Below are 17,204 nucleotides of genomic sequence, written 5' to 3' on the forward strand. Positions count from 1 at the left end.
GTGGTTTCTCTTGTTATGGGTGGTGTGCGCGGTTTAGCGCACACAGGTGTGTTTGAGTTCGATAAAGGTCACGCCGGGTGTGGCGAAGCCAATGGCCAGGTCGGCCTGCAGCGCGTCCAGGTCTCGCGGCTGGCGCACCGCGCAACCAAAGGCGCGGGCCAGGCCGACGAAGTCCGGGTTGCGCGGCAGTACACCGACCGGTTCGATGTCCAGGCCGAGCATGTCGTCACGGATCTGACCGAGGGCGTCATTGTTCCACAGCAGTACGACCATCGGGCGGTCCAGTTCTTCGACCGCAGTGGCCAGTTCCTGGGCGGTGTAAAGAAAACCGCCGTCGCCCACCAGCACCAGGCCCGGGCGGTGATCGGTGGCGAGCATGCCGCCGATGCCGGCCGGCAGGCCGTAGCCGAGGGTGCCGTAGCCGGTGGGGTGCAGCCAGCTGCGTGGCGCCCGGCTGGCGAAGGCGTAGTTGCCGGTGTAGGCCAGCTGGGTCATGTCGCTGCTGATGAAAGCGTTGTCGGGCAGCACCGCGGCAATGCGGTCCAGAATGGCCTGGTGCGTGGCCTGCAGTGGCGCATGCCCGTTGCGGATGGCCTGGCGCAGGCTGGCCACAGCCTCGTGGGCCTGAGCCGGTTCGCGGGCGAGCTCCGGCAGGTGGTCGAGCAAGCCGCACAGGGTTTGCCGGGCATCGCCGTGCAGGGCCATGGCACAGGGGTAGAAGTCGTTGAACTTGCGCGGGTCGATGTCCACGCGCAGCAGTTCGCCCGTGATCGGCAGGCGCTCGCGCCAGAAGTCGGTGTCGGCCATTTCGGTGCCCACGGCCAGCACCACATCGGCCTCGCTGATGAGTTGCCAACCGGGCTCCACGCACAGGCTAGAGCCGGCATTGAGTGGAGCGTCCGGTGGCAGCAGGCCCTTGCCGGCCACGCTGGTGAACACCGGTGCCGCCAGGCGAGTGCTCAGTTGCGCCAGTGGCTCGGCAGCGTGCAGCGCCCCCCCGCCGGCAATGATCATCGGCCGCTTGGCCGCCGCCAGCTTCAGGGCCGCCCGGTCGAGGGTTTCCCGGCACGGCTGGCCACGGCCGGGCCGACGCACCACCTCATTGCTCCAGTCGCGGCTTACCGGCGCGGCCAGCACGTCCAGCGGCACCGAAATGTGCACCGGGCGCGGCCGTTCGCTGTCGAACACTGCCCAGGCGCGGGCGATCAGCTCGGGCAGGTCTTCGCCGCGCAGGGCCACAGCAGAAAACGCGGTGATCGGCGCTGTCATGGCGCGCTGGTCCTGGGTTTCGTGCAGGCAACCCCAGCCCTTGCCCAGGCTGGCGGTGTGGTTGACGCTGGAAATCACCAGCATCGGGATAGAGTCGGCATAGGCCTGGCCAATGGCGGTGGCGGCGTTGGTCACGCCCGGGCCGGTGATGACAAAGCACACCCCAGGCTTGCCACTGACCCGCGCGTAGCCGTCGGCCATGAAACCGGCGCCCTGCTCATGCCGGGTCAGCACATGGCGGATGCCACTGCCCGGCAGGCCACGGTAAAGCTCCAGGGTATGCACGCCGGGGATGCCGAACACGGTTTCCACGCCGTAATTGGCCAACAGCCGTACCAGCGCCTGGCCGGCAGTCATGCTGTGGTTATTCATGTCGTTCTCCTTGCGCCTGGCCGAGGCGGATCAACGCGTCGACCGCAGTGGTGCCACGGGCCCCCACCATCAATGGGTTCACATCCAGTTCCAGCAGGTGCCCGGCGTTTTCGCAGGCGTAGTCGGCCACCGCGCGGATGGCTGCAACCAGCGCGTCGAGGTCGGCGGCCGGGCGACCACGGAAGCCTTGCAGCAGGCTGGCGCTGCGCAGGCTCAGCAGTGCGGCACGGATGGCGCTGTCGGTGGTGGGCAGCAACAGGCTGACGCTGTCTTTGAGCAGTTCGACCAACACGCCTCCGGCCCCCATCACCAGCGCCAGGGCGAAGTCGTGTTCACGCTTGATGCCGACGATCAGCTCGGCCAGCGGCGGCTCGGCCATGGGTTCGAGCAGTACCTGGTCGAATGCTACGTGCGGGGCGTAGGCGGCGATGCGCTGGCGCATCTGCACCAGTGCGGCTTCCAGGGCAGCAGCATCGCGCAGATTCAGCGCCACCGCACCGGCCTCAGTCTTGTGTGGCAACTGCGCGCTGACGGCCTTCAGCACCAGCGGGTAACCCACACGTGCGGCGTCTGCCACGGCGCGTTCGGGCGTGCTCAGTACACCCGCTGGCACCGGCAAGCCAAAGGCGCGCAGCGCTTGCTTGGATTGCCATTCATCCAGCAACCGGTTTTCGCCCGTGAGCGCCTGCGGGCACAACGGTACGCGTGCGGCCTCGCCCTGCTCCAGCAGCCGCTGGCGGTTGCGTTGGTAACCGACGATGCAGCCCCACGCAGCCAGGCCGTCTTCCACGCCCTGCAAGGCAGCGATGCCGCGCGCATGCAGGCGCTCACGCGCGCTGGCGGGCAGCAGCTCGGGGAAGGCCGAGGTAACGAAGCCGATCTTGCCATGGCGCTCCAGCGCATCGCAGTAAAGCCTTAGCAGCAGGTCGCATTCCTTGCGCTCGCCGGTAAAGGCCGCTGGGTAATCCAGCACCAGCATGGCAGCACCGGCCGGCCCGCTCAGGGTGCTATCGAGCATGCACTGCAGGGCCGCTTCATCGCCCCAGATGGCCGTGGTGAAATCCAGCGGGTTGACCAGGTTGGCATAGGCTGGCAGCACGCAGGTCAGTGCCGTCACCTGCTCTGGTTCAAGCGTTGGAAGGTTCAACCGGTTTCGCTCGGCATAGTCGGCAATCAGCCCGGCATCACCGCCTGAGCAAGCCAGTGCGATCAGCTCGCCGTCTGCCGGCAAGTGCCCGCAAGCGGCGGCCTTGAGGGTTTCGACAAAGCTGACCGGGCCACTGACACGGATCACCCCCAAGCGCTGGAACAGGCTGTCGTACAAGGCATCGGAGCCGGACAACGAGCTGGTGTGGCTGAGCGCCAGTTCAGCACCGATTTGCGACACGCCCGTTTTCAAGGCAATGATCGGCGTGCCCTGTTGCAGCGCTTTGTGAGCGGCGCGCGCGAAGCCCTGCACGTTTTTCAGGCCTTCCAGATGCAGGCCGATCGCCGTTACCCGTGGGTCGTCAAGCAGCACGTCCATCAACTCGGCCACACCCAGTTGCGCCTGGTTACCGACCGAGGCCATGTAGGCCACCGGTAGCGAGCGGTCGCTCATGGACAGGTTGTAGGCGAAGTTACCGCTTTGGGTGAGAATCGCCACGCCCTTCTCCACCTGTTTACCGCCATGGGCCACCGGCCACAGGGCGGCCCCGTGCAGGTAGTCGAGCAGGCCGTAGCAGTTGGGGCCGAGCAAGGCCATGTCGCCAGCAGCGTCAAGCAGGCACTGCTGCAACTGGCGGCCCTCCTCGCCACACTCGGCAAAGCCCGAGGCATAGCAGATGGCGCCGCCGGCCCCGCGTGCAGCCAACTCGGCCACACACTGCAACGTCCGCTCGCGGTTGGTGGCGATGAACACCGCGTCCGGGGCATAGGGCAAGTCGGCCACCCGCGCTACGCAAGGGATGCCCTCCAGGCTTTCGTGCTGCGGGTTGACCAGCCACAGCTCGCCACCAAAGCCCCCTTCCGCGCAGCGCTTGAGCGCCCGCGCCATGCTGCGCCCACCAACGAAGGCCAGGTGCCGGGGCGCCAGCAGGCGCTTGAGGTTGTCACGAATCGATTGCGACATGTGCGTTCTCCAGGCCGGTCAGCGCAGCAGCGGGCGCAGCAGTTCACGGGCGATGATGTGCCGCTGGATTTCCGAGGTGCCCTCCCAGATGCGCTCGATGCGCGCATTGCGCCAGATGCGCTCGACCGGCCCTTCATCCATCAGGCCCATGCCGCCGAAGATCTGCACGGCTTCGTCGGCCACCTTGCCCAGCACTTCACTGGCGAACAATTTGGCCATGCCAGCCTCGCCATCGGTCATGCTGCCCTGGTCCATCTTCCAGGCAGTGTGCAGGGTGAGCATTTCGGCAGCGCGGATCTGCGTGGCCATGTCGGCCAGCTTGAACGACACACCTTGATAGCTGCCAATGGCCTGGCCGAACTGCTTGCGGTCGGCGGCCCATTGCAGCGACAGGTCGAGGGCGCGCTGGGCCTGGCCTACGCAGTTGGCGGCAACCATCACCCGGCCGGCGGTGAGCCAGGCGTTGGCTACTTCCCAGCCTTTGTCGACTTCACCCAGCACCTTGCTGGCCGGTACCCGGCAATCGTCGAAGAACAGCTCATAAGTGTGATAGCCGCGGTTGCTCACGCACTTGGGGCCACGGCGGATGGTCATGCCCGGCGTACCACGGTCGACCAGGAAGGCCGTGACCGCGTTGCGCTTGCGCCCGTTGTGCTCGTAGGTGTCAGTGACGGCAAAGACAATGGCGAAGTCGGCATGGCCCGCGTGGCTGATGAAGTGCTTGCTGCCATTGATGACAAAGTCATCGCCCTGGCGCACGGCGCGGGTCTTGATGGCGTTGGCATCAGAGCCGGCCCCCGGCTCGGTGAGGGCGAAGCAATCGGTTTTCTCGCCCTGTACGCAGGGCAGCAGGTAGTCGTTGATCTGCTCGTCCTTGCAGGCCATGAGGATTTTCGACGGCCGGGCAACGAACACATGCAGCGCCCAGGACACCTTGGACAACTCGCGTTCGATCAGCGCCTGGGACAGGTAGTCCAGGCCGCCGCCGCCCACCTCCTCCGGCATGTTGAACGCGTAGAACCCGGCGGCGATGGCCTTGCCACGGATGTACGCGGCCAGTTCCGGAGACACGGCATCGGCTCGGTCCACCGCTTCCTCATGGGGCAGCAGCTCTTTGGCAACAAAGCTGCGTACCGCTTCCACCAACATTTCTTGTTCTTGGGTCAGTTGGAAATTCATCTGCGAAGGTCCTGGTCAGGGTCGGTATCAGGTTACTGGCCGGTGAAACGGGGGGCGCGACGTTCAACCGAAGCTTGCAGCGCCTCGGCGCCGTCCTGGCTACGGCCACACAGCAGGCCGGCGTGGCGCTCGGCTTCCAGCTGTTCGGCCAGGGTGCGCCGGGCGCCATCGCATATAAGCCGCTTGGTTTGCGCGTAGGCGAATGTCGGGCCGTTGGCCAGGCGCCCGGCCAGTTCGGCGGCTACGGCGGGCAGTTGTTCGTCAGGGCACACTTCGCTGACCAGCCCGGCTGCCAGGGCGCGTTCGGCGCCCCACAGTTCATCGAGGAACAACAGGCGCTTGGCCTGTTCGCTGCCGATCAGCCGAGGCAGGTGCCAGCTGGCGCCGGCATCGGGGCTGTAGCCCATGCTGGTGTAACCGGCCTTGAAACGCGCCGAGGCGGCGGCGATACGCAGGTCGCAGCACAGGCTGAGGTCCATGCCCCCGCCCACGGCGGTGCCGTTGATGGCAGCGAGGGTGGGTTTGTCGAGGCTGTGCAAGCGCAACATCAGGGCGTGGGCGGTTTCGGTCCAGCCATAGGTTTCCAGGGTACCTGCAGCCTCGGCGGCGGCCCACTCGGCCAGGTCGGCACCGGCGCAGAAGCTGCGGCCGCTGCCAGTCAATACCACCACGCGTACGGCCGGGTCGCCGTTGTGGCTGTCGAGCAAGGCGTGCAGCTGCTTGAGGGTGGGGATATCCAGCGCGTTGCGCTGCTCTGGGCGGTTGAGGGTGATCCAGGCAACGCCGGTTTCGACCTTGCTCAACAGAGACGACGACGGGGTGGTCATGTAGGCCTCGGTATTGTTGTGTCTATTTGAGGGGCTGACGAGGGAGATACTAAACGAGTGTTCAACAAGGCGGGATGGGCTGTTACAACTTCGCACAACTTGGTCTTCGACGTTACACACCCCCTGCTATTGCAGGGGGTGTGCGGCATGGGCTGTCGGTTCAGACACCGGGCGCGCTGGGTGCCAGGGCCCCTTGCCGACGACGATTTACAAAGAAATACGCCGCATAGCACAGGGCAATGAAGCCAAAGCCCCAGTACAGCGACGGCCGCTGGGTTTCATCCAGCGCCAGGAACACGAACAGCGAACTGCACAAGGTGATGCACAGCAGCGGCACCAGCGGGTACAGCGGCGCCCTGTACTTCAAGCCTTGCAGTTGCCCACCTTCACGCAGGTAGGCTCTGCGGAAGCGGTATTGCGCCAGGGCAATGACGATCCAGGTCACGGTGCCGGACATGCCGCTCACCGCCATCAGCACCATGAACAGGGTGTCGGCGGCAATGAAGCTGGTCATCAACGAGATCAACGCAAAGCACAGGGTGATGCTCAGCGCCCGCAGCGGTACACCACGCTTGCTCAGCGGCGAGAGACTTTTCGGCGCCATGCCGCTCTTGGACATGGCCCACAGAATGCGTGTGGACGCATACAGCCCGGAGTTGCCCACCGACAGGATGGCGGTAAGGATGACGAAGTTCATCAGGTCGGCGGCGTAAGGGATGCCGACCATGTCGAACACCTGCACGAACGGGCTTTCCATCAAGCCAGCCTGCTCGTACGGCACGATGGCCGACAGCACGGCAATCGCCAGCACATAGAAGATCAGCACACGGAACACCACGTTGCGCACGGCCCGCGGGATGCTCTTTTCCGGGTGCTCGGTCTCACCGGCGGCCACGCCCATGATTTCACACCCCTGGAAGGCATAGACCACGGTCATCATCACGGCGAAGACCGCCGACAGGCCGTGTGGGAACAGCGACTCGCCCACCAGGTTGTCCAGCATCGGTGCCGGTGCCCCGCTGCTCAGCGGGATGGCGCCGAAAATCACCAACAGGCCAATGACAATGAAACCGAGGATGGTCGCCACCTTGATGCCCGAGAACCAGTACTCCGCCTCGCCAAAAGCGCGGGTGGCCAAGGCGTTGAGGCCGAACAGCACGACCACGAACAGCGCCGACCAGTACCAGATCGGAACCTCGGGGAACCAACGGGTCATCAGCATGCCGGCGGCGGTGAACTCCAGGCCCACAGTAGTGGCCCAGCTCATCCAGTACACCCAGCCGATCATGAAGCCGGTGGCGGGGCCAATGAACTTGGTGGCGTGGGCCTGAAACGAGCCGGACACCGGCATCTGCACCGACAGCTCGCCCAGGCAGACCATCACCAGATACATCAGCAAGCCTGCCACCAGGTAGGCCAGGATGGCGCCCACCGGGCCGCCCTGGTTGATGGTCACGCCCGAGCCCATGAACAGGCCGGTGCCGATCACCCCGCCCAGCGACAACATGAAGATGTGACGGCTTTTCAGTGCGCGGGTGAGCTGGATCTTCTCGTGGGTGTCAGTCATGGTGCACCTCGCCATTGCGGCCGGTGCGCGGGGTGGTGTGAAGGAAGGGCTGAGCACTAGCGCATGTCATTGTTCTTGTCTCCAGTAAGCCTCATGGACCGCGTACAGCACGGTTGCCATGGATTATTGGAAACAGATGTAAGACGCCGTTGTACGAACGGATCGAAGATGTAAAAAGTCGTAAGTTTTTTGTACGTCAGCCCTGGATCAGCTGTTCGAGGGTGGCGCGGGCCTGGCCGAGCTGGCTTGCCAATGGCTCACCAAGCGCCTTCAACGCCTGTTCGTCGTGCTGCCGGGCCGCCTCTTCAATGCAGCGCAATAGCGCGGCCAGGCCAGAAAAGCCCAGGGAGTCGCAACTGCTGGCCAAACGATGGGCCAGGTGCAGCACTTCGGTAACGTCCTGGGCCAGCAGCGCCTCGGCCAGTGCCGTGGCGTGCTGTTCCAGTGACTGGCGCAGCACCTTCAGCAAGCCCTGCAGTTTCTGCTCACCCAGCAGCGAACGGTGGGTGTCCAGCAGCGACCAGTCCATGTCTGCGTCAGTGCCAATCACTTCGCTGGGCGCCACTTCGGCCAACGCCTTGCGCAGGGTCTCCAACCGCAACGGTTTGGCCAGTACCCCCTGCATGCCGGCCGCCAGATAACCCGATACCTGCCCCGGTTGCACACCGGCCGTCAGCGCCAGAATCCGGCTGGCGCGGTTCGGTCCGGGCGAGGCACGCAGCCTCTGACACAGTTCCACTCCACTCATGCCCGGCAAGTGTACGTCCAGCAGGATCAGGTCGAAGCGCTGTTGCGCGCAAACCTGCAGGGCCTGCCCGGCGTCTTCGGCAAAGCTCACCCGATGGCCATCGCGCAGTAGCAACCCTTTCGCCACCTCGCGGTTCAATGCCACGTCTTCGACCACCAGAATATCCAGGCTGGGCATCGGCGGCATGGCGGGTGACCGGCCCGGCACGGGTTGCCCACGGGCCATTTCGAGCTCGAACCAGAAGCAACTGCCCTGCCCCGGCACGCTGTCCAGGCCGATGCTGCCGCCCAGTTTTTCCACCAGGTGCTTGCAGATCGCCAGGCCCAGGCCGGTGCCACCATAGCGACGGGCCACGGCCTCGCTGGCCTGGACGAAGCGGTCGAAGATTCTCGCCTGCACGGCGGGCTCGATGCCGATGCCATTGTCACTGACCGACAGCCGCAAGCGCTGCGCGTGCTCGCTACTGGCAAGCACCCTCACCCCAAGCTGCACCTGGCCGTGCTCGGTGAACTTGATGGCATTGGCCAGCAGGTTGCTGAGCACCTGACGCAGGTACTGCTCGGCACCGTGCTGGTACCCGGCCAACGCCTCATCGATATGCAGGTGCAACGTGTCGCCGTTGTCCTTGGCCATGGGCTCAAGCAGCGTCAACACTTCCTGGCACAGTTGGCGCAAGGAAAAACCCACCAGCTCGGCCCGGCTCTCGCCTTCTTCGAGCCGGGCGAAATACAGCACTTCGTTGAGAATCGCCAGCAGCCCCTCGCCGGCCTTGTACAAGGCCTCGACGCGCTGACGGTCAGGCAACTCCAGCCGCGCGCCGCGCAACAATTCAGCCATGCCCAGAATGCCGTTAAGCGGCGTACGCAGCTCATGGCTCATGGTCGCCAGAAAGCGCGACTTGGCCAGGTTGGCAGCCTCGGCCTCGTCCTTGGCCCGAGCCAGGCTGGCCGTACGCCGCTCGACCATGGCCTGCAGTTCGTCGCGCTTGTCCTGCAGTTCAAGCCGATCACGCTCGCGGCGCTCGATATCGCTGAGGATGGCGCGGCGCATATCGTCCAAGGCATTGGCCACCGTGTCGATTTCATCCGGGCGCGATGAAGGACGGCGGCCCAGGCGCAGCGGCTCTTGCCACTGGCCGGCGCCAATACGGCGAGCGAACTCGGCCATCACTTGCAGGTGGCGAGTGACCAGTCGGTAGAAAAGCCCCGACAGCGCCACCGCCAACCCGCACAAAAACACACCCATCCACAGCAGGCTGGTCAAGCCGGTGGCATACAGCCGCTGATGCACTGCCCCCAAGTCAATGGTCACTTCCAGCTCACCCAGGTGCCTGGCAGGCCCCGAAGGGGGCTGAAAGTCGAGCGGGAAGCGCTCGACACGCAGCGGCCCTTTGGGCTCGGCCGCCCCTCTCTGCAGTTGGAAGTCGTCGCTGACCAGGCGCACCCGGGCCACATCGGAAAAGTCCACCAGGCCGCGCAGCTGGGTGTCCAGTTGCGCTTCGTCCAGGTCCCACAAGCTGCGCTCCAGGCTGGCCAGGTAGCCGGCACGGATCAGCGCCATGCGTGCGTCAATGTCGCGCATCTCGCGGCGGTACTCGAAGTACAGCTGCACCCCGCTGGCCAGCACGGTAAAGCAAAGGCTGAACAACAGGATGAACAGCAACAGGCGGCGCAGCAGGCCGTCAGCGCGCAGCGGGATCATCGGGCATCCGCCGGCAGGTTGACCATGTCCCTGTAGGTGACTTCGCTCTGCTCCAGCCAGCGCGCGATCTCTCCGGTCTGGTTCATACGCTGCAACTGCGCGTCGATTTCGTCCATGTGCCGGCTCAGGGGTGATCGCCGCGATACCGCAACGCGCAGGTAGTCCACGCTCAGGGCGCTGGGCAATACGCGGATATCCTGCGCCCCGGGCAGGTGCTCGATGAACAGTTGGCCGGTGCGCCGCTCCTGGATCACATAATCGATGCGCCCACGGATCAGCTTGCCGAAGTTCTGCTGGCTGGAAGACACCCGCTCGATGTTCTGGTGGCGGGCCACGAAGCGATCGAATTCGGCGCCGTAGCTTTCACCGTACAGCAGGCCGCCACGGTAGCCCGCAAGGTCCTCCACGCGCTGGAACCGAACCGGCCGAAGGCGGTTGTAGAACACCGCCACCTCTTCGCGTACCACCGGCTCGGTGGAAAAACGCATGCGCTGGTCACGCTGGTCGCTGTTGTAGGCCAGTACCACGTCCACCCGCCCGGCGGCGGCGTCCATCAGACAGCGCTTCCAGTTGCCCAGCACCACCGTCTGCACGTCGTAGCCCATGCGGGTGAACAGCTCGCGCACCACGGTCGGCGCCAGGCCGCGCACCTGGTGGCCATCGCTCCAGGAGATCGGCGGGTACACCGGGTAGTCACAATAGCGCACCGTCTCGGCCGCACCAGCGTGCGCGGCGAGCATCACCAGCGCCACCCCCAGGGCGCGGGGGGTCATGCGGCCACGCTGGCGGTGAACAGGTAGCCGGTACCGTGGATGGTGATGATCAGTTGCGGCTCGGCCGGGTCGTCGTGCAGCTTGCGCCGCAAGCGCCCGACCAGCACGTCGATGGAGCGGTCGTTGGGCACCCACTCACGGTTGCGAATCTGGTCCATCAACTGGTCACGGCTGAGGGTATGGCCGCTGTTGCGTAAAAACACGCTGAGCAACTGGAATTCACCGTGGGTGAGCAGGGTTTGCCCCCCGCGCGCGTCAATCAGGCGGCGACGGTCGGTGTCCAGCGCCCAGTCGGCAAACTGCTTCAGCGACTGCGCACAGGCCGGCACGGGATGCACTTCGCGAGCATGGCGCACGCGGCGGATCAGGTTTTTGGCGCGCGACACCAGCTCACGGGGGTTGAGCGGTTTGATGACGTAGTCATCGGCACCGCATTCCAGGCCGACGATGCGGTCGATGTCGTCGTTGCGCCCTGTGATGAGGATGATGCCCACCTCCGAGCGCACCCGCAGCTCGCGGGTCAGGGTGAGGCCGTCCTTGCCGGGCAGGCGGATATCCAGCAGCACCAGGTCGACATCCTGGCTGCCGAGCAGGGCTTCGGCTTTTTCTGCCGTATCAGCGCAGTGTACGTCGTAGCCTTCCTGGGAAAGATAGGCCTGCAGCAAGTCACGAATAAGCGGATCGTCATCGACGATCAATACCCGAGGCGTCATGCGTGTCGTCTCTTTTTATTGGTGTTGTTCTACACACTCGCGCCAGCAGCGTACTCGTTACTGAACAGGCGATCAACAGCCCTCGGGCAGGCTGAAACGGCGCCGACCACCGGCTTGCAGGCCATCGACCCAGGCTTCGCAGATAATCACGCCCTGCTCGGGCGTGAAGGTGCCGGGGTTGAGCCCCGACTCCAGCCACAGGCCGTCCAGCAAGGCGCTGAGGCTGATGGCGGCGAGGTCGGCATCGAAGCCCTGCCAGCCCTCGTCTCTGGCGAGCGAGGCCAGCAGCTGGCTCAGCTCCTTGCGGTACTCGCCATAGGAATGGTCGTGCACCTGGTTGATTGCATCAGCTGTCTTGACCGCGCCCCAGAACGCCAGCCAGGCGTCAAGCAGTTGCGGGTCGAGCAACTCTGCGCAGAACGAAGCGCGGAAAAACGCCGACAACCGCTCGCGGGCATTGGGCGCGGCCTGGGCCATGGCTTCACGCAACAGGCCCATCACCCGCCCGGTAACCGCCAGGTAGGCCTCGGCCACCAGTTCGTCCTTGCCGGCGTAGTGGTGGCTGATCAGCCCTACCGAAACCCCGGCCTCGGCCGAGATCTTGCGGATCGAAGCCCCCTGGAAGCCATGGCGCTTGAGGCACACCAAGGTCGCCTCGACCAGGTTGGCTTTGCGCAATTCCGGCAGCATGCGGTGGTAGCGGGCTTCCTGGTTCATGGGCGGCTCTCGGTTCGGGGGGCTGGACTGAACGACTGTACAACAAGCCGGCGTGCGTGATAAACCCTTGGCTCTCCTGCCTACAACAACAAAAGCGGCTGCCATGAACGACCTGATCATACGCGACCTGGACCAGGGCCTGCTGACCCTGGCCTTCAACCGCCCCGACAAGCTCAACGCACTGAATACAGCCATGTACCAGCAGCTGGGCGACCTGTTGTTGGCGGCCAGTGAAGACCCGAACGTAGAGGCAATCATCATCACCGGTGGGCCGCAGTGCTTCACTGCGGGCAACGACCTGCGCGATTTTCTCGACAACCCGCCCGGTGATCTGAACAGCCCGGTATTTCGCCTGATGCGGGTGGTGATGGGCCTGGACAAGCCGCTGATCGCGGCAGTCAGTGGCGCGGCCATCGGCATTGGTGCCACCTTGCTGTTGCATTGCGACCAGGTACTTGTCAGCCGTTCGACCAAGCTGCGCATGCCGTTCGCGCCACTGGGTGTGTGCCCGGAGTTTGGCTCCAGCCTGCTGCTGCCTCGCTTGCTTGGCCAGGCCCGTGCAGCCCGCTTGCTGCTGGGCAATGAAGGGCTCAATGGCGAACAGATGGTGGCTTGGGGGCTGGCCAACGAGCTGCATGAGGATGGCGAACAATGCCTGGCCGCAGCCCGCACGCTGGCGCGGCAGCTGCAGGGCTACCCGCAGGCGGCGCTGCGCATCAGCAAGCGGCTGCTCAAGGACAGCCAGCGCGCCGAGCTGGAGGCGACGGTGGCGCGGGAGAGCCGGTTGTTTATCGACTGTTTGCGTACCGAGGAAGCCCGGACCGTGTTAAGGGGCCTGATCAAGGATTGAATGGGCTGAGGCTAGTATCCGGTCATCTCCAGATACCCACGCCCACCCGCACTTCCCGTCAACCGCACCGGCCCTTCCCAATACCCAAACCGCGTATCCATCCACGCCTGCGGTTCCACTGCATCCACGTGTATATCTACCCCGTGCGCGGGTACCCGCACCCGCCAGCGCGTTGGCACCTGCTTGTCATTTTTCTGAGTCACCGAAGCAAGCGCCTGCATCTGGATCTGCTCCCCATGAAGCGCCACGACGTCACCCTGCGGCCCCACCCAGGTCCCGGCGCGATACACCTCACCCTGCGCCTCGCGCACCTGGAACAGCATCAGCTTGGCACCACTGTCCAGATGCAGGGAAAACCAGTCCCACCCAGTCTGCCCGGCAGCCAGCGGCTGGCTGCTCCATTCCCGGTCCAGCCAGGCTTGGCCAGTGACAGCCATGCACAAGCCGTCACGCTCCACCTCCCCCTGCACGCGGTAAAACGGCTGGCTGTAATAATAGGAAGCCTGTCCCTTGCCGGATTTTTCGCTGTAACCCTGATCGCCGTGCAGCACCAAGGGCCGGTCACTGCGCAGGAGCAAGTCATAGTGAAAACCTTCGCCACCTGCGACCATTCGCAGGCTTTCGATACCTCCCCTGCCCTGCAACGCCCAGTCATTGATCCACGCCCGAAACGGCTGGGCCTGCACGCCGGCCTGGCCGATACCACCGCGCGCCAGGGTTTCGCCAGACTGATGCCCACCCGGGCCGGTCAAAGCCGCGTGCCCCATCCACAGGTTCGGGCTGTTCCAGTCAGCGGTTTCCGGGCCGGGGCGCAGTGCCGAGCGGAACAGCGTCCACTGCGCGCCCCAGTCGCGCCCCTGGGCGTCCTTGAGGTTGGCGGTGACATACCACCACTCGATGCGAAATCCCTCATGAGGCCCGTGGTCACGAGGGAACGCCAAGTGATGCCCGCGGGTTACCTGGCTGAACCCGACTGCCTGCTGCCCAAGCCCGGCATAGCCTTGTGGCGCCGGTTGATCACAAGCGCACAGCAGGCCGCACAGCAACAACCACGCACTACGCTTCATCGGCAAACGGCCTCAACAGTTCGCGGGGCTGGCGGCGCGCCAGTTGCCACAGCGGCCAGGCGCTGGCCAGCAGGCTGGTCAACAGGCCCAGCACAGCCAGTTGCAGCAGTTGCGCAGGAAACACGTAGAGCGGCAAACGCCAGCCAAACGCCTGCACATTGACGACCGCCACCAGGCACCATGCCAGTAACACCCCCAGCGGAATGGCCAGCAATACCGTGAAACTGCTTAGCATCAGCGTTTGCCCCAGGCTCAGCCACACCAGTTGCCTACGTTGCACGCCCAGCGCCCACAGTGGTGCCAACTGGCCGAGCCGGGTTTGGCCCAACGTCAGCAGGTTGATGAACAACGCCACCCCGGCCACGCCCAGGGTGAGGCTGTTGAGTGCCGCGGTGGCGGCGAAGGTGCGGTTGAACACCTCGGTAGACCAGCTTTTCAGGCGTACCTGCTCCACCACGCGGCTGTCGTCCAGGGCGAAGTGCTGTTGCAACGCGGCCTTGGTGACGGGCACTTGGTCGGTGTGCAGGTCAACACTCAACCCCGTCAGCGTCGCCTGTGGCCAATGCGAACGCAACCAGCCGGCATTCACCAGCACATGGCCTTTGGGGTTGCCGTAGTCGGCATAGACCCCGACCACCGTCATGGCCTGCGAAGACAGCGCAAGGCGGTCACCCAAGTGCAGCTTCAAGCGCCTGGCCAATTGTTCACTGAGCATCACGGCCTGCCCACTGGACAGTTGCTCCCAGGCGCGCGGCTGCTGCTCAAGCAACGGCCAACGTTTGAGGTAGAGGGGGTGATCGACGATACCCTGGACCTGCACTGGCCACCCCTGCAACCGGGTTTCAACACGCCAGCCAGGCAGCACTGCGATGACCGCAGATTGCTGGCCAAGCCATTCGGCAATTTGCAACCCTTGTTCGGTATCCCTGGGGGTGACATACAGGTCGGCAGACAGACGCATGTCCAGCCAGCCAACGAACGTCTTGCGAAAGCCTTCGGTCATGCTGCCCACGCCGACACTGGCCGCCAGCGCCAGCAACAACGCCATGAGCGCCAGGCTCAGGGCCGGCAGTTGCTGGCGGCTGTCGGCCACGAACCATTGCGCCAAGGGCCGCCGACAAAACCGCGTCAACCCGCCAAGCCCGTGGTCGAGCAAGGCGGGCAACAGGAGTGCCGACGCCAGCAACAACCCGGCCAGCATGGCAAGCGCGCAAGCCAGGCTGTTACCCAACACGCCAAACCCCAAGGCCAGCAGCAACAGCAAGCCTGCTGCGCAAGCCTGGCGCCTTGACCACAACCCCTGTGCCAGCCGCCAGGCCTGAGGCTGCGCCAGCGCCAGCAATGGCAGCCGGGCTGCACGCAACACGCTACCCAGCCCTGCCAGCAATGCCCCCAGCACACTCACCAGTACACCCGCCAGCCACCACCCTGCGGGCAGGCTCAGCGTGCCGGCCACCTGGGCGCCATACAGGCCGCGCAAACTGGCAGCCACATCAGGCAACAACCACGCGGCCAGTACATACCCACTGGCCACACCTGCCAGCCCGCCCAGCAGTGCGAACAGGCCCAGCTCCAACACCAATGCACCCAGCAGCGTGTTCAAGCTGACCCCACAGGCGCGCAGGTTACGTATCAGGCCTCGCCGCTGCTCCAGCGCCAGCCCGATGGCGGCGTGGGCGATGAACAGGCCAACAACGAACGCCAGCAGGCCAAGGGCGGTCAGGTTAAGGTGAAAACTGTCGGTCAGCCGCTGCAATCCGTCGTCGTCCTGCTGAGGTTGCAGTTCGAGCAGGGCCGCGATATCAGCAGGCAACGGCCCTGGCTTGCCGGCCACCAGCAACCGCGACAACTGCCCGGGTGCGTGCAGCAGGCGTTGGGCATGGCCGATGTCGACGACCATGATGCCGGGCGCCAGCGCAGGTTGCAGGACCACGGGGGGAAGCGGTTGCCCTTCGCTGTCGCGCATTGAACCTTCGCCCCATTGGCGCAACGTATCCGGCCCTACCCAGGCTTGCCCGGGTGTGCCGATAAATGCCTGCAGGTCGAATGCTTGGGGCTGCACGCCGGCAATGCTGCTGGTCGGCGGTAGGCTCAAAGGATCGATGCCGATCAGCCGCACACTGCGCACAGGCTCACCCGACAAGCGCAAACGCCCTTCCAGCATGGGTGTCACCTGCCACCCCTGCTTGCGCAACTGCACGTACAGCTTCTGATCGAAATGCTCACCCTTGCGCGGTACAAACTGCGCCTGCATCGGCCCGGCCAGCACGGCACTGGCCCGGGCATAGTCGCTGCGGGCCTGGCTGTTCAGTGCCTGTACGCCCGTCCACAAGGCCGTGGCCAGCCACAGCCCGGTGAAGATGCTGACAAACTGCACCCGATGGCGCCGCCAATGGCTGAGCAACGCCAACAGGGCCAGCGACAAGAGCCTCATCACCCGTGCTCTGGCTGAACGCGGCCGGCCTGCAGGTAGCAACGCTGCTGCAAGCGTGCCGCCAGCCGCGGGCTATGGGTCACCATCAGCACACCACTGCCGGCCTCGGCGACCAGTTGCAGCAGCAGGTTCAGCACCTCATCGCTGCTGGCTTCGTCAAGGCTGCCGGTAGGCTCGTCGGCCAGCAGCCACGCCGGCCGCCCGGCCAGCGCACGGCCAATGGCAACCCGCTGTTGCTGGCCGCCAGACAACTGTTCCGGATAGCGCGCGAGCAAACCTGCCAGGCCCAGGCGTTCTGCCAGGTAGGCCACCCATTGCGGGTCATGCCGGCCGGCGAGCCTTGCCTGGAATGCAAGGTTCGTCGCCACGTCCAGGCTGCTGATCAAATTGTATTGTTGGAACACCAGGCCAATGCCCTGCCGCCGCCACTGCGCCAACGATGACTCTGAACGGCTGTCGAGCGGCGTGCCATCAATCAGGATCCGGCCACTGTCGGCGCGGTCCAGGCCGGCAACCAGGTGCAACAAGGTGCTCTTGCCGCTGCCCGATTCGCCCATCAATGCCAAGCTGCTGCCGCGCGCCAGGCGCAGGTTGACGCCCTGCAGCACAGGCAGCGGGCCTTGGGGGGTGCGGAATGATTTGTGGAGCTGTTCGATGGCGAGCATCGAGGGGCCTTGGTGGGTTGTGGGGTTTGTTTAGGAATAGCAGGTTCAGGCCGTTTCCCAGCCATTAAAACACCCTGCTCAATCCCGAGCCGTGATCAAAATTCTTATTAGTGGATCCATAAAATCCGATAATCGCCCAAAACCTTATAAATAACCGCGCAAACCATTGACCGCGCGTGAGGCGAATGGCTCTAATGGATCCATTAAATAAA

General features: G+C 64.8%; 13 protein-coding genes. 1 reads left to right on the plus strand and 12 read right to left on the minus strand.

Going from position 1 to position 17,204, the window contains the following annotated elements; translation table 11 throughout:
* Positions 1 to 33: 33 nt before the first annotated feature.
* The 9 genes from B9A31_RS16320 to B9A31_RS16360 all read right to left on the minus strand — a co-directional run bounded on the left by B9A31_RS16320 (position 34) and on the right by B9A31_RS16360 (position 11,976).
* The gene (locus tag B9A31_RS16320; protein ID WP_084297148.1) at positions 34 to 1,641 is read right to left on the minus strand and encodes a 5-guanidino-2-oxopentanoate decarboxylase; all 1,608 of its coding nucleotides are present in this window, start codon (positions 1,639 to 1,641) and stop codon (positions 34 to 36) included.
* Positions 1,634 to 3,751, minus strand: coding sequence for an acetate--CoA ligase family protein (locus B9A31_RS16325; RefSeq protein WP_025754512.1), 2,118 nt, complete (start codon positions 3,749 to 3,751; stop codon positions 1,634 to 1,636). Before B9A31_RS16325 ends, B9A31_RS16320 begins: the two co-directional genes overlap by 8 nt.
* Before the next feature lie 18 nt (positions 3,752 to 3,769).
* On the minus strand, positions 3,770 to 4,930 hold the full coding sequence (locus tag B9A31_RS16330) for an acyl-CoA dehydrogenase family protein (protein WP_025754513.1): 1,161 nt from the start codon (positions 4,928 to 4,930) through the stop codon (positions 3,770 to 3,772).
* A 32-nt stretch (positions 4,931 to 4,962) separates the two neighbouring features.
* Positions 4,963 to 5,757 (minus strand): enoyl-CoA hydratase/isomerase family protein, encoded by a 795-nt coding sequence (locus B9A31_RS16335; protein WP_025754514.1) that lies wholly within the window; start codon positions 5,755 to 5,757, stop codon positions 4,963 to 4,965.
* A 160-nt stretch (positions 5,758 to 5,917) separates the two neighbouring features.
* A complete protein-coding gene (locus B9A31_RS16340; protein ID WP_016715661.1) occupies positions 5,918 to 7,324 on the minus strand; it encodes an amino acid permease in 1,407 nt (468 codons plus the stop codon).
* Between the two features lie 196 nt (positions 7,325 to 7,520).
* Entirely contained in the window at positions 7,521 to 9,773 is a 2,253-nt protein-coding gene (locus B9A31_RS16345) for an ATP-binding protein (protein ID WP_084297149.1), read from the minus strand.
* Positions 9,770 to 10,546 carry a substrate-binding periplasmic protein gene (locus B9A31_RS16350; protein WP_019097073.1) on the minus strand — a complete coding sequence of 259 codons (777 nt, stop codon included), beginning with the start codon at positions 10,544 to 10,546 and terminating at the stop codon, positions 9,770 to 9,772. Before B9A31_RS16350 ends, B9A31_RS16345 begins: the two co-directional genes overlap by 4 nt.
* On the minus strand, positions 10,543 to 11,259 hold the full coding sequence (locus B9A31_RS16355) for a response regulator (protein ID WP_016715658.1): 717 nt from the start codon (positions 11,257 to 11,259) through the stop codon (positions 10,543 to 10,545). The genes B9A31_RS16350 and B9A31_RS16355 overlap by 4 nt, the downstream gene beginning before the upstream one ends.
* A 72-nt stretch (positions 11,260 to 11,331) precedes the next feature.
* Entirely contained in the window at positions 11,332 to 11,976 is a 645-nt protein-coding gene (locus tag B9A31_RS16360) for a TetR family transcriptional regulator C-terminal domain-containing protein (RefSeq protein ID WP_016715657.1), read from the minus strand.
* 103 nt (positions 11,977 to 12,079) lie between these two features.
* Between B9A31_RS16360 and B9A31_RS16365 the strand changes: the two genes are divergently transcribed.
* A complete protein-coding gene (locus tag B9A31_RS16365) occupies positions 12,080 to 12,826 on the plus strand; it encodes an enoyl-CoA hydratase-related protein (RefSeq protein WP_016715656.1) in 747 nt (248 codons plus the stop codon).
* An 11-nt stretch (positions 12,827 to 12,837) separates the two neighbouring features.
* Here the strand turns inward: B9A31_RS16365 and B9A31_RS16370 are convergent, their stop codons facing one another.
* The 3 genes from B9A31_RS16370 to B9A31_RS16380 are packed head-to-tail and all read right to left on the minus strand — an operon-like array spanning position 12,838 to position 16,992.
* On the minus strand, positions 12,838 to 13,893 hold the full coding sequence (locus B9A31_RS16370) for a lipocalin-like domain-containing protein (RefSeq protein ID WP_084297150.1): 1,056 nt from the start codon (positions 13,891 to 13,893) through the stop codon (positions 12,838 to 12,840).
* Positions 13,883 to 16,327 (minus strand): FtsX-like permease family protein, encoded by a 2,445-nt coding sequence (locus B9A31_RS16375; protein ID WP_084297151.1) that lies wholly within the window; start codon positions 16,325 to 16,327, stop codon positions 13,883 to 13,885. Before B9A31_RS16375 ends, B9A31_RS16370 begins: the two co-directional genes overlap by 11 nt.
* Positions 16,327 to 16,992: an ABC transporter ATP-binding protein gene (locus B9A31_RS16380; protein WP_016715653.1), complete on the minus strand. Its 666-nt coding sequence runs from the start codon at positions 16,990 to 16,992 to the stop codon at positions 16,327 to 16,329. The genes B9A31_RS16375 and B9A31_RS16380 overlap by 1 nt, the downstream gene beginning before the upstream one ends.
* Between the last annotated feature and the right edge of the window lie 212 nt (positions 16,993 to 17,204).

Origin of the sequence: Pseudomonas sp. URIL14HWK12:I5 (genome assembly GCF_900176445.1) — a bacterium.
Taxonomy (GTDB): domain Bacteria; phylum Pseudomonadota; class Gammaproteobacteria; order Pseudomonadales; family Pseudomonadaceae; genus Aquipseudomonas; species Aquipseudomonas monteilii.